We start from the raw sequence: 14184 nt of genomic DNA, 5'->3' as shown, positions 1-14184 counted from the left end.
CTTAACATATTTATATGTTTGACAATATAAAATTTATATTGGTGTTTATTTTGGTATTGAAGTAATTAATTTTTGGTTTCTTGCCATTTGCCATTTGTATAAAAAGCAATCCAGTTAGTTTTTTTACCTTTTTTTATAGAAACTATGTATTGTTGTTTCTTATTCCTACTATATTTTATTATGGTCTTGTTTCCTTCTGGATCAGTAGATGGAGCTTCAGTAAGATATAATAAATTGTTAGGCAAACGATCTCTAAAACGTTTCAGTTCTTCTACTAAAGGTGATCTAGTTTCACGCAATTTAGGGAAGGTACTTGCTGAAAAAAATATACCTGCAGAACTATTACGTAACACAAAATAATCATGTGATTTTTCACAGAGCAATTCAGGAAAAGGTACGGGATTTTCAGTAGGTGCTGCAACATTTCCATCTTTTAAAATTTTCCGAGCATTGTTGCAATTTATACATCTCAAATATTTACCAAAACGTCCTATTTTAAACTCCATTTTTATGTGACATTTATCACAATTAACATTTGAATAGTTGTTTTCTTGAATATAAAATTGACCTTTTTCGATTTCATATCCATCGCATCTTGGGTTATTTCCGCAAATATAAAATTTGTATTTACTATCAATAGTTATATAATTATCCATAATTGTATTACACTTTTGACAATGTTTATTTGTAATAATATAATTGATATTATTATTATATTGATTATTTAAAAAAACATTATTTATTTCATTTTCCATAATTAAATTAATGGTTTTCTTGCAGCGATCTTTTGCTTTTAAAGCATAACCTGAACATCCTAAAAAAACTCCCGTACTACCATTACGAATACCCATTCTACGATTACAAATTGAACAATTAAGTGAAACTAATACCATTTTATTCAATTGCATACCACCTTCTTTGGGTTGTTTTTCAGCTTCAATTAGCTGTTTAATAAAATTATCAAAAAAAATATTGAGAACTTGTTTCCATTCAGCTTGGTTATTAGCAATCTTATCAAGGTTGTTTTCCATATGAGCTGTAAAATTATAACTCATTAATTCACTAAAATTGCTCTTTAAACAATCAGTAACAATTTCTCCTATTTTTTCGATATAAAATCGATGATTTTCAATACGTATATATCCTCGTTCTTGAATAGTAGAAATAATTGAAGAATAGGTAGAAGGACGACCTATTCCCATTTTCTCAAGTTCTTTTACTAATAAAGCTTCAGTGAAACGAGATAATGGTTTAGTAAAATGTTGACTAGGATTTAAATTTTTTAGGTAAATATTATCTCCAATATTGACATCAAATAATCTATGATTCTTATATCTTTTATTTGGTAGTATTTTATGCCAACCATCAAATTTTAGAATTTTTCCTGACGATTTTAATTGATATTCACCAGCTTTAGCTGTTAGGATAGTTAATTCATATTTTGCTTCTGGCATTTGACAAGCTAAAAATTGGGACCAAATTAACTCATATAATTTTCTAGCATCTAATTCCATCGCTCCTTTTAAACTTTCTGATGATAATATGACATTAGATGGTCTGATTGCTTCGTGAGCTTCTTGAGAATTTTGTTTGTTATAAATTATAGGAAATTTGGGAATATATTGATTTCCAAATTTTTTTATAATGTAATTCCTGACATTTTTTAAAGCTTCTTGACTTATATTAGTTGAATCTGTACGCATATAAGTAATATAACCTGCTTCATATAAGCGTTGCGCAATCATCATGGTTTTTTTCACACTAAAACCTAGAGCTATATTAGCTGCTTGTTGAAGAGTTGATGTAATATAAGGAGCTGGTGGTTTTATATTAATTATTTTTGTTTCACTATTTGTGATTTTATAAGTTAATTGTTTTAATAATTTAATATGCTGTAGTACATCATTTTCATTGGAAAAATTCAAAATTTCTTTATTAAAATGAGTGATTTCCATTTGAAATTCTTCATTTTTAGCAGTATTAAAGTTGGCTTGTAATTTCCAATATTCCTTTGGAATAAAAGCTTTTATTTTTTGTTCTCTTTCTGCTATTAATCTAACAGCTACAGATTGTACTCTTCCAGCAGATAATCCCCTTGCAATCTTTTTCCATAATAATGGAGAGACCATATATCCTACAATTCGATCCATAAAACGACGTGTTTGTTGGGCATTAACTTTATTAATATTTAATTTAACAGGATGTTTAAATGCTTTTAAGATTTTTTTTTCTGTAATTTCATTAAATATGATACGGCTAAAACGATCATTGTTTCCACCAATGATTTTTTGAAGATGCCAAGCAATAGCTTCACCTTCACGATCAAGATCAGTTGCAAGATAAATGTGATCAACTTGTTTAGCTAATATTTTTAATTCTGCAACAATTTTTTCTTTTCCAGGAATAACTTGATAATTTGCTTTCCAATTATTATAAGGATCAATACCCATACGTTTTATAAGAGATAATTTTTTATCCTTCTTGTGTATATGGTTTGTTTTTTCATCATTCGAAATTATTTTATGTTTCTTTGAAATAGAATGATTACTTTTTGGTAAATCTCTAATATGACCAACACTAGATTTTACTATGTAATTCTTATCAAGATATTGATTAATTGTTTTAGCTTTAGCTGGTGATTCAACAATAACAAGTATCTTACTCATATTGACTAACACCTAAAATTTTATTTTCTAACTTGAATACATATTATAATTATTTTATATTTATGTTAAGGCAAAAGATAAAAAGACTACGAAGTAAGGTTTTAAACTTATAAATTAAGATAAAATTAAGATAGTATATAACTTATTGTTGTTTAAGATAATAAACATAATTTCAGTTAATCTGTATAGTTGATATATATTATATTAATTAAAAAACAATATAATTATTAAATAATATACTGATTAGTTAACTCATTAAGTTATAATATAACGAATATTTAAGATAGTTATTATTAAGATTTTTTTTTAAAATTAATCCAAAGATCCAATAAATAAGAATATAGTATTTTGTTTGTACTATCTGCTAAGTAATCAAATATTTTTCCACGTTTTTTGATATAACTTATACTTATTATATTAAATTTGTTCATATATTTAATAATAAAATCGTCACTGGTACCTAATTCATCAATTAATCCTAATTGTAATGCATTATCACCATACCAATACTCTCCTGTGGATATACTATCAATATTTACATTTGGGCGCATTTTATGTACAAAGTTCTTAAATAGTAGATGTGTTTGATTTAGTTCTTCTTTAAATTTTTCACGACCTTCTTCTGTATTTTCTCCGAGTAAAGTTAGGGTTCTTTTATACTTTCCTGCTGTATGCATTTCTACATCAATATTATTGTTTTTCAATAAACGATTGAAATTAGGTATTTGTGCTATAACCCCTATTGAACCAACAATAGAAAATGGAGCAGCCACGATATGATTAGCCACACAAGCCATCATATAGCCTCCACTAGCAGCTACTTTATCTACAGCCACAGTAATATGTAATCCGCGATCTCTCATACGTTTTATTTGAGAAGCCGCTAAACCATAACCATTAACCACCCCTCCACAGCTTTCTAAACGAATTAAAATTTCATCATTAGCTTGGTTGACGGATAATATTGCAGATACTTCTCTTCTTAATGAATCTACTTCTTTAGCATCAATACTACCTTTGAAATCAATCACATACAAAGTTGGTTTTGTGCTTTTAACTTCACCTTTTTTCATTAATAACTTTTCTGTTTTTAATTTTTTCTTTTTCTCTTTTTTGTCATTTTTTAGCCATGTTTTTTTTTCTTGTAGGGGAATTTTGGCTAATTGTAGATCTTTTTTTATTTGGTCATAATCTTCACTTAAATTTGTTATTTGAAGTTTCCCAAGATTTTTTTTCTTTAAATTTCCACTGATAAAAACTAATATAACTGTGGAAATCACCATTATTATTGTTATAAATTTTATTAAGAAAAGCCCATAATTTAATAAAAAATTCATTTTTATAACCCATTGAATATAAATTTTAAGAAAAATTAAAAGTAGTCATGTTAGTTCTATCTGCAAACTATAAATAATTAAAATATTACTGCATTATACAATAATTAATATTCTTTTTAATTATAAAAATTATTAATAAACAATTATATATCAAATAGTTATAATGAATTATGCATATAACAATATTGTTTATCAAAATCAACTTAATTATATATACAATAAATGTTGTGTTAATGTCTAATTAATATATAGATTTATACATTGTATGAATTCTACATTTTTTTGTATAAGTTATCTAGTGGATTATACAATATGATTACAATTTTAATTTCATTAAATAAAATTTTGATTATGAAATAATTTACTAAATTATATAATTTGTATAATTAATTATTATATATAGCAATATAATAACTGAACTATCACTTAATATTAAGTAAAACATGTTATTTAATATGTTATTCATTAGCTAATATTGATATTTTAGTTTAAAATTAAGCATTAATTACTCTTCAATATCACATGATTTATTTAAGTAAGTATATAAAAAATATTATTACTATACATATAATTATATATATTAAATTGCAAAAAATTATAATTCTATTTGATTATATTAATAATTTATCTTAAATATACGATATGTGTGTTTTTTATGTAATAACAAAAAACAATCTATTTATTAAAACCATTTAAATATAATAATATTTTTTTCTAAACTCCCTATATTATAAGTAAGTTATTTAAATATAATTAAGAGAAAATTATTATGTCAAATGATAAACTTGAAGTAAAAACGATAAACATTAATGTACCATATCATGATAATCCAGGAATGTTGTTTCATCAACTTTGCGGATCAAGACCGTCAACTTTATTACTTGAATCTGCAAACATAGATAACAAACAAAATCTAAAGAGCTTGTTAATTGTAGATAGTGCATTACGTATTATAGCAATAGACAACTATGTTTATCTACAAGCTTTATCAAATAATGGTCTTACTTTACTATCATTACTAGATAATATATTACCTAATATAAAAAACGGTGTTAAGATCAATGAACGTATTTTAATATTTTCAGTCAATGACAAGATACAAGATGAAGATAGTCGTTTAAAAAACTCATCAATATTTGATCCACTTAGAACAATTTTACAATTAATAAAATTTTCTTCAGACAAAAAAGAAGCATTTTTACTTGGAGGTTTATTTGCTTATGATGTAGTTTCAAATTTTGAAAAATTACCTAAAATTAACAATGAACATAATTGTCCAGATTATTGTTTTTATTTATCTGAAGTACTATTAATATTAGATCATCAGAAAAAAACTGCTTGTTTACGAGGAAGTATCTTTTGTAATTCTAAAGATGAATTTCAAAAATTAAAATTTCGTATACATAAATTGCAAAAAAAAATGTTAGGAAAATTTCCAAAATTACCTGCAAAAAAAATCAGGGATATGCAACTTACTATGAACCATGATGACAAATCCTATTGTAGGATCATTAGAAAAATGCAAAAATCAATACGCTTGGGAGAAATATTTCAAGTGGTACCATCAAGGCGTTTTTATTTACCATGTCCTTCTCCATTAAATGCATATAATACTCTTAAAAAGAACAATTTAAGTCCTTATATGTTTTTTATGCAAGATAAAGATTTTTCATTATTTGGTGCTTCGCCTGAAAGTTCACTTAAATATGATGCTACTTCGCGTCAAATTGAAATATATCCGATAGCAGGAACACGTCCTAGGGGTCGTTTTGCCGATGGATCTTTAGATATGGATCTCGATAATAGGATTGAACTTGAAATGCGAACAAATCACAAAGAACTATCAGAACATCTTATGTTAGTTGATTTAGCACGCAGTGATTTAGCTAGAATATGTACACCCGGTACCAGACATGTAGCTAATTTGATTAAAGTTGATCGTTATGCTTATGTAATGCATTTAGTTTCTCGAGTGATTGGTGTGCTTCGATCAGATCTAGATGCATTACATGCATATCGAGCTTGTCTTAATATGGGTACTCTCAGCGGGGCACCCAAAGTACGTGCTATGCAAATAATAGCATCTGTAGAGGGAGAAAGAAGAGGTAGCTATGGTGGTTCCGTAGGATATTTGACACCACAAGGAGATCTAGATACATGTATAGTGATTCGTTCTGCTTATGTTAAAAATGGAATTGCTACAGTTCAAGCTGGAGCGGGTATAGTATTAGATTCCAACCCACAAGAAGAAGCAGATGAAAGTCGTAATAAAGCTAGAGCAGTATTAAATGCCATTGCAACTGCACATAGCTGTAAGGAAGTTTTCTAATGGCTAATATTATGCTTATTGATAATATTGATTCCTTTACGTATAACTTTGTTGAGCAATTAAGAATCTTTAATCATGATGTATGTGTTTATAGGAATAATATTCCTGTTGATTTCTTAATCAAGAAGATTAAAAACACAAAAAGTCAAATCATTGTTTTATCAGCTGGTCCTGGATCTCCTAGAGATTCTGGATGCATGTTAGAAATAATCAGAATATTTTCTGAACATATACCAATTATAGGTATTTGTCTAGGTCATCAAGCTATCATAGAATTTTATGGTGGTAATGTTTGTCAATCTGGGGAAATTTTACATGGAAAAACTTCTTTAATAGATCATGATAGTAAAGCTATGTTTAGAAATATTAGCACTCCAATGTTAGTAGCGCGTTATCATTCTCTTATAGGGAATAATATCCCAGTATGTCTTAATATAAATGCTAAATATGGAAATATTGTGATGGCAGTAAGACATAATACAAACAAAGTATGTGGGTTTCAATTTCATCCTGAGTCTATATTAACTGTACAAGGATCACTATTAATTAAACAAACAATAAATTGGGCGTTAGATAAATAGACATGAATGTTATTTTAGAAAAATTATATCAATCAAAAATTCTTACTAAATTAGAAAGTTATCAGTTGTTTGAAAATATTATTAATGGTCAGCTTAGTTCAATCCAACTAACAGCGGCTTTAATAGCAATGAAAACAAGAGGAGAAAGTCAAGAAGAAATTCTTGGAGCAGTAAAAGCTTTATTAGATAATGCTAAACCATTCCCTCGCCCAAAATATATTTTTGCAGATATAGTAGGAACAGGTGGAGATCTAAGCCGAAGTTTAAATATTTCTACAGCTAGTGCTTTAGTAGCTGCTTCTTGTGGTTTAAAAATAGTAAAACATGGCAGTAAAGGTAATGCAAATAACTTTGGATCATCTGAAACATTAACATCCTTAGGAATTAATTTAAATATTACACCAGATAATGCACGTAAAATCCTGGATGAATTAAATATATGTTTTATATTTGCACCAATATATCATACTGGCTTTTACCATGCAATTGAAGTACGTCAACAGCTAAAAACCCGTACCATATTTAATATATTAGGACCATTAGTTAATCCTGCTAGACCACCTTTATCTGTTGTCGGTGTATATAGCCCAAAACTTTTATTACCAGTGATTAATATATTGAAAGTTCTGGAATATAAACGCGCAATAGTAGTTCATGGAGGAGGAATGGATGAGGTAATATTACATGATATAAATCATGTTGCTGAATTGCAAAATGGTAAAATCACATTATATCATTTAACCGCCAAAGATTTTGGATTTAAGTATCATTCAAATATAAAAGCATTAACTGTAAATTCAATAGAAGAAAGCTGCAATAGTTTTATAAAATTAATCAAAGGTTATGGTAATACGTTACATGAAGAAACTATAGCAGCTAATGTAGCTCTGCTACTTAAAATTTTTGGATATGAAAATTTACGTGATAATGCACAACATGCACTCAATATAATCCATAGTGGTCAAGTATATAAACTTTTATTAGCTTTAGCATCAAGAGGATAACTATGCAAGGTACTGTGTTAAATAAAATTATTCAAGACAAAATTGTTTGGATTGAAACTCGTAAAAAAAAACAACCAATTAGCAGTTTCCAAAAAAAAATTAAATCTTCGATTCGTAATTTTTATGATGCACTAAAAGGTACAAACACCAAATTTATTCTTGAGTGTAAAAAAGCATCTCCATCTAAAGGATTAATTAGGAAAGGTTTTAATCCTTTAAAAATAGCCAGAATTTATAGACATTATGCATCAGTAGTTTCTGTTTTAACTGATGAAAAATATTTTCAAGGAGATTTTTCTTTCCTTTCAGTAGTTAGTTCTGTAATTAAACAACCAGTTCTTTGTAAAGATTTTATTATTGATCCTTATCAAATTTATTTAGCACGTAATTATTATGCAGATGCTGTTTTGCTAATGTTATCAATTTTAGATGATGAAAAATATTGTCAATTTGCAGCCATTGCTAATGAATTAAATATGGGAATCTTAACAGAAGTAAGCAATCAGAAAGAAATTGAACGTGCTATTGCTCTAAAAGCTAAAGTAATAGGTATTAATAATCGCAGTTTCCAAGATTTATCAGTTGATTTAGAACGCACACGTGAATTAGTTGCATCCATATCAAATAGCGAGATAATAGTCATTAGTGAATCTGGTATAGATAGCTATTCTAATATTAGAAAATTCAGCCATTTAGTTAATGGATTTTTAATTGGTTCTAAGCTGATGGAAGAAGATAACTTAGAACTAGCAGTACGTCGGATGTTATTAGGTAACAATAAGATTTGTGGGCTTTCTCGTTCTGAAGACGCATATGCAGCATATAATGCTGGTGCTATTTTTGGCGGATTAATTTTCGTTGATGGTTCTCCCCGTAAGATTAACTCTATACAAGCAAAAAGAATTATTACTCATACCCCACCTCTTCAATATGTAGGAGTATATAAGAATGCTAAAATTAATGAAATCGTAGAAGATACTAATAAATTAGGTCTAGCAGCTATTCAGTTAAATGGAGACGAAAATCAAGATTTCATTGTTAAATTACGTCATTATTTGCCTTCTGATACACAAATATGGAAAGCACTAAGTATATCGGATAAAATTCCTAAACGTGATTTATCAGGGGTTGATTTATACTTGTTTGATAATGAACATGGTGGTTCAGGAAAAAAATTTAATTGGAATTTATTAAAAGATCAAGAACTTAACAATGTAATGTTAGCCGGAGGACTAAATATTAGTAATTGTATGGTAGCATCTAAAATAGGTTGTTCAGGGCTTGATTTTAATTCAGGTGTTGAAAGTGCACCTGGTATCAAAGATGTAAATAAAATTCAATCCATATTTAAAATACTTCGTGATTATTAGTTTTAATATTACATTGATTTCAAAGGATATATAACAATGACTTTATTGAATCCTTATTTTGGTGAATTTGGAGGTATGTATATACCCCAAATATTAATGTCAGCGCTTTTACAACTCGAGAAAGCATTTATTGATGCAGACCATGATGATAATTTTAAATTTGAGTTTGATGAGTTGCTAAAAAGTTATGCTGGTCGTCCTACTCCATTAACATTATGTAAAAATTTAACAAAAGGCACAAAAACGTGTCTATATTTAAAACGTGAGGATTTGTTACATGGAGGAGCTCACAAAACCAATCAAGTTTTGGGTCAAGGTTTATTAGCTAAACGTATGGGTAAAACTAGAATTATTGCAGAAACTGGTGCTGGACAACATGGTGTATCAGTAGCATTAACATGTGCATTACTAGATATGCAGTGTTGTATTTATATGGGTTCTAAGGATATAGAACGTCAACAACCTAATGTAACGCGAATGCATCTTATGGGAGCCAAGGTCATTCCAGTTCACAATGGTTCTGCAACCCTAAAGGATGCCTGTAATGAGGTATTACGTGAATGGACTGATAGTTACCATGACACACACTATATAATTGGTACGGCTGCAGGTCCCCATCCGTTCCCAACCATAGTTCGCGAATTTCAGAGTATAATTGGTAAAGAAGCCAAAGAACAAATTTTGAAGAAAAAGAATCGATTGCCAGATAAAATTATTGCATGTGTAGGTGGTGGATCAAATGCAATAGGTATTTTTTCAGATTTTATTAAAGATAAACATGTAGAATTAATTGGTGTTGAACCCGCTGGTCAAGGTATTAAATCGGGTAAACATGGTGCAGCATTAAAACATGGGAGAACAGGCATATACTTCGGTATGAAATCACCTATAATGCAGACTGATGAAGGACAAATAAAACAATCTTATTCTATTTCTGCAGGTTTAGATTTTCCAGCGGTGGGTCCTGAACTTGCATATTTAAATAGCATAGGACGTGCCAATTATGTATCTATTACGGATCAGGAAGCATTAGTAGCGTTTAAAAAATTATGTACCTTAGAAGGAATTATTCCTGCTCTAGAATCATCACATGCTTTAGCATATGCATTGAAACTTATTACTTTAAACCCGCAAAAAGAACAACTTTTAGTAGTAAATCTTTCTGGTAGAGGTGATAAGGATATTTCTGTTGTCAAAAATCGATCTAGTACAATTCCATAAGGATATATAATGAAACGTTATAAACAACTTTTTAACAAACTAAAAAATAATAAGCAAGGAGCATTCTTGCCTTTTATCGTGTTAGGAGATCCAACTCCAGAAATATCATTAAAAATTATAGATACATTGATTTTAGCTGGAGCAGATGCTTTAGAATTAGGAATACCTTTTTCAGATCCGCTAGCTGATGGTCCTATTATTCAAAATTCTAATTTTCGAGCATTAAACGCAGGTAATACTGTTATACAATGCTTTGAAATGATTTCCAAAATACGGCATAAATATTTCCAATTACCTATAGGTTTATTAATATATGCTAATCTTGTTTTCTCTAGAGGAATCGAAAATTTTTATATTAATTGCTCTAAATTGGGTGTGGATTCCATATTAATTGCTGATTTACCTATAGAAGAATCTAAACCCTTTAGAGAAACAGCATTATATCATGGTATAGATCAAATATTTATTTGTCCGCCAAATCCTAGTGATGACCTGTTATATAAGATTGCAACACAAAGTTATGGATATATTTATTTATTATCACGTACAGGAGTAACTGGTATTGAAAAACCAGCTAATTTAACCCCTAAAATAGTGATAGATAAATTACATTCATATAAATCTTCCCCATTGATACAGGGATTTGGTATCTATGATGATAATCAAGTAAAACAAATTATTGCTTCAGGAATTGATGGTATAATTGTTGGTTCCGCATTAATAAAAATTATCGAAGATTATTTTAATACAATTGATATAATGCTCAGAGAGATAAAAATTATGGCAACTAAATTTAAATCTGCTAGCATTAAATTTTGTTAATACTTGCATGATCTTTATAAAAGAAATTGCCAACAAACATGATCAAAGATTAGTATCTAAAATAATAAGGGATTTTTATGCATATCACGGCAAAATCATTATACTGTGAAAGCAAGTGTTTTTTTCGAAATCAATTATTTAATTTAATATTTATTGCTATATTAGCTACATCAACTACTACTATTATGGTACATTTTTTTGCTCATTTTGGTAAAAAACAATTAACGTTTTCTGAGCATGATAATATAAGTAAATCTTCATCTTTAAATAATATAAATAGTCAATCAACTGAACAAAAATATAAACTAATAGCTACTTTTATATTCATTAGTATTGCTGTATTAACAGGTAATTCTATATTATTAGGGAGTATATTATATCTAATTGCTGCTGTATCTGAAAAAAAAACAACTACTTTGTTGGCAGCTATTCATAAAATTATTATAATATTACCAAAATTGACAATATTAGTATTAATATTAAATTTAATCATTCAAATTGGTTTTTTAATTTTAGTTTTTCCAGGAATTTTACTAACTGCTTTATTATCAATTGCTCCTATAATATTGGTTCATGATAGAGTAGATATTTATACATCTATAAAACATAGCATATGTATAGTATTAAAAAATATAAACATAATTGCTCCTGCAATTACTTTTTGGTTTTTAACTAAAATTATTCTTGTTATGTTTTTCTCTCCTATGACAGTTTTTTCAAAAAATATTATCCCATTTTTATTTCTTTTTTGTAATAATCTTGTTTTAGCATTTTTGATTATTTATTTTTATAGATTTTACATTTTGTTAAATCATATTGAATAAATAGATTCTATACCTATTTAATTAATAGATTTATAGTAGAGTAATACCACCGATTAGTGATATATTATATTTTGTAATAAATCAATTAATAATGAATTACTTTATTAAAACAATATTTGTGCGGAAAATATTGCACAATATATGTATTATAATTACTTTCTGTGTTTCTGATTATTTTAATGATTTTATTTAATTTTGATTTTAATAAAACATAAGAATAATAATTGTTATATTATATGAAATTTATTATTATTACAGCTTTAATCAATATTGACTAATAAATAATATTTATGTTTTTATATTTGTAATCTAAAAATTTATTCAAATCGCAAATTTCAGTATTAAAACTAATTATAGATTGATGATAATTAGTTTTGTACTCTGAAGTATACTGTTGCTAATAAATATTTATAAATTATATCTTATAAATTACAGTATTAATAGGATATTAAATTAATGATTAGTTTCTATAATATTATAGATTTTTTTTTCTGTGTATTTACTGGTTATTAGTAGCTAATATTACATTCCGTATATTAATGAGACGCCAAGAAGTTAACTTATCAATGGCTTGGTTGCTAGCTATTTATGTTCTTCCTGTATTAGGTATAATCACCTATTTGTCGTTTGGTGAATTGTATCTGGAAAGAATCAGAATTAAAAGAACACGTTCTACGTGGATTCATACAAATGATTTTCTTAAAAAACTAAAAAAACATGGAGAAATTTTCACTACAGCACATAGCAATGCAGCACATTCTTTATTTCAATTATGTAGCGAAAGACAAGGTATCCCTGGTATTAAAGGTAACAATATACAATTAATATCTGATGCTAATGATGCTATAAAATCATTAATTAACGATATTAAAATTGCACGTCATAATATAAAGATGATATTTTATATATGGCATCCAGGTGGATTAGCTGATGAAGTAGCTGAATCATTAATTAAAGCATCTTATCGAGGGGTAAAATGTCGACTTATATTAGATTCAGCAGGAAGTATATCATTTTTTCATAGTCACTGGGCAAAAAAAATGCGTAATGCAGGTATTGAGGTAATAGAAGCTTTAAAAATAAATATATTACAGTGTTTTTTACGTAGAATGGATCTTCGTCAACATCGCAAATTGGTATTAATAGACAATTATACTGCTTATACTGGTAGTATGAATTTAGTTGATCCTTGTTTCTTTAAACAGCATATCGGTGTTGGAAAGTGGATTGATTTAATGGTGCGTATAGAAGGTCCTGTTTCTGCATTAATCAGTATTATATTCAACAGTGATTGGGAAATAGAAACCGGAAATCGTATTTCATCATTTTACAAAACAAATAAAAAAACAACATTAAATGAAAAAAATTCTTGTATTGCACATGTAGTTGCTTCTGGTCCTGTTTTTCCTAAAGATATGATGCATCAATTGCTTTTAACAGCTGTCTATTCTGCTCGAGAACATTTGATTATGACTACACCCTATTTTATTCCTAGCGAAGATTTATTGCGTGCGATTTGTACAGCAGCATTAAGAGGTGTCAATGTTGCTATTGTACTTCCTCTTTACAATGATTCTATATTAGTTAGCTGGGCTAGTCGCGCTTTTTTCAGTGAATTATTAGAAGCAGGTGTAAATATTTATCAATTCGAAGGAGGATTGCTACATACTAAAAGTGTATTAGTAGACAAACAATTAACGCTTTTAGGAACGTTTAATTTAGATATGAGAAGTATATGGCTTAATTTTGAAATAACTTTAATTGTAGATGATTATAGTTTTAGTAAAAATGTATCTTGCTTACAAGATAAGTATATTGCTAATTCTCGTTTGATAGACAAGCAAATTTGGTCAAAACGTGCATTTTGGAAAAAGTTTTTAGAAATGATGTTTTATTTGTTTAGCCCCTTGTTATAAATAACATATTATTGATTTAATAATAACGAACATGTTCTTATAATAACTCTAATTATTATTATCAGATAGTATTAAAGTAATTATACAATAATTATCAAGATAATTATTATTACA

The 14184-nt window shown here is 27.8% G+C and carries 9 protein-coding genes and 1 pseudogene; 8 read left to right on the top strand and 2 right to left on the bottom strand.

The window, feature by feature from the left end:
• Positions 1–65: 65 nt before the first annotated feature.
• Positions 66–2666 carry a type I DNA topoisomerase gene (topA, locus tag CRV11_RS00890; RefSeq protein WP_136131456.1) on the bottom strand — a complete coding sequence of 867 codons (2601 nt, stop codon included), beginning with the start codon at positions 2664–2666 and terminating at the stop codon, positions 66–68.
• A gap of 293 nt (positions 2667–2959) precedes the next feature.
• Positions 2960–4003, bottom strand: a complete 1044-nt coding sequence (gene sohB / locus CRV11_RS00885) for a protease SohB (protein ID WP_136131455.1) — start codon at positions 4001–4003, stop codon at positions 2960–2962.
• A 769-nt stretch (positions 4004–4772) separates the two neighbouring features.
• Here sohB and CRV11_RS00880 point away from each other — a divergent pair.
• From CRV11_RS00880 to cls, 8 genes and pseudogenes are all read left to right on the top strand, one after another.
• Positions 4773–6332 (top strand): anthranilate synthase component 1, encoded by a 1560-nt coding sequence (locus CRV11_RS00880; RefSeq protein WP_136131454.1) that lies wholly within the window; start codon positions 4773–4775, stop codon positions 6330–6332.
• On the top strand, positions 6332–6913 hold the full coding sequence (locus CRV11_RS03750) for a glutamine amidotransferase-related protein (RefSeq protein ID WP_136131453.1): 582 nt from the start codon (positions 6332–6334) through the stop codon (positions 6911–6913). The genes CRV11_RS00880 and CRV11_RS03750 overlap by 1 nt, the downstream gene beginning before the upstream one ends.
• 2 nt (positions 6914–6915) lie before the next feature.
• A complete protein-coding gene (gene trpD, locus CRV11_RS03745) occupies positions 6916–7917 on the top strand; it encodes an anthranilate phosphoribosyltransferase (RefSeq protein ID WP_136131452.1) in 1002 nt (333 codons plus the stop codon).
• A gap of 2 nt (positions 7918–7919) precedes the next feature.
• Positions 7920–9287: a bifunctional indole-3-glycerol-phosphate synthase TrpC/phosphoribosylanthranilate isomerase TrpF gene (trpCF, locus tag CRV11_RS00865; protein ID WP_136131451.1), complete on the top strand. Its 1368-nt coding sequence runs from the start codon at positions 7920–7922 to the stop codon at positions 9285–9287.
• Between the two features lie 36 nt (positions 9288–9323).
• Positions 9324–10508, top strand: a complete 1185-nt coding sequence (gene trpB / locus CRV11_RS00860) for a tryptophan synthase subunit beta (RefSeq protein ID WP_136131450.1) — start codon at positions 9324–9326, stop codon at positions 10506–10508.
• A 9-nt stretch (positions 10509–10517) separates the two neighbouring features.
• A complete protein-coding gene (trpA, locus tag CRV11_RS00855; RefSeq protein ID WP_136131449.1) occupies positions 10518–11330 on the top strand; it encodes a tryptophan synthase subunit alpha in 813 nt (270 codons plus the stop codon).
• A 77-nt stretch (positions 11331–11407) separates the two neighbouring features.
• Entirely contained in the window at positions 11408–12154 is a 747-nt protein-coding gene (locus CRV11_RS00850; RefSeq protein ID WP_136131448.1) for a YciC family protein, read from the top strand.
• 456 nt (positions 12155–12610) lie between these two features.
• Positions 12611–14070, top strand: a pseudogene (cls, locus tag CRV11_RS00845) (cardiolipin synthase).
• Positions 14071–14184 lie beyond the last annotated feature (114 nt).

Source organism: Candidatus Pantoea edessiphila, assembly GCF_002933335.1.
In the GTDB taxonomy this organism is placed as follows: Bacteria; Pseudomonadota; Gammaproteobacteria; order Enterobacterales; family Enterobacteriaceae; genus Pantoea_C.
This window is presented reverse-complemented; position numbering and strand designations above follow the sequence as displayed.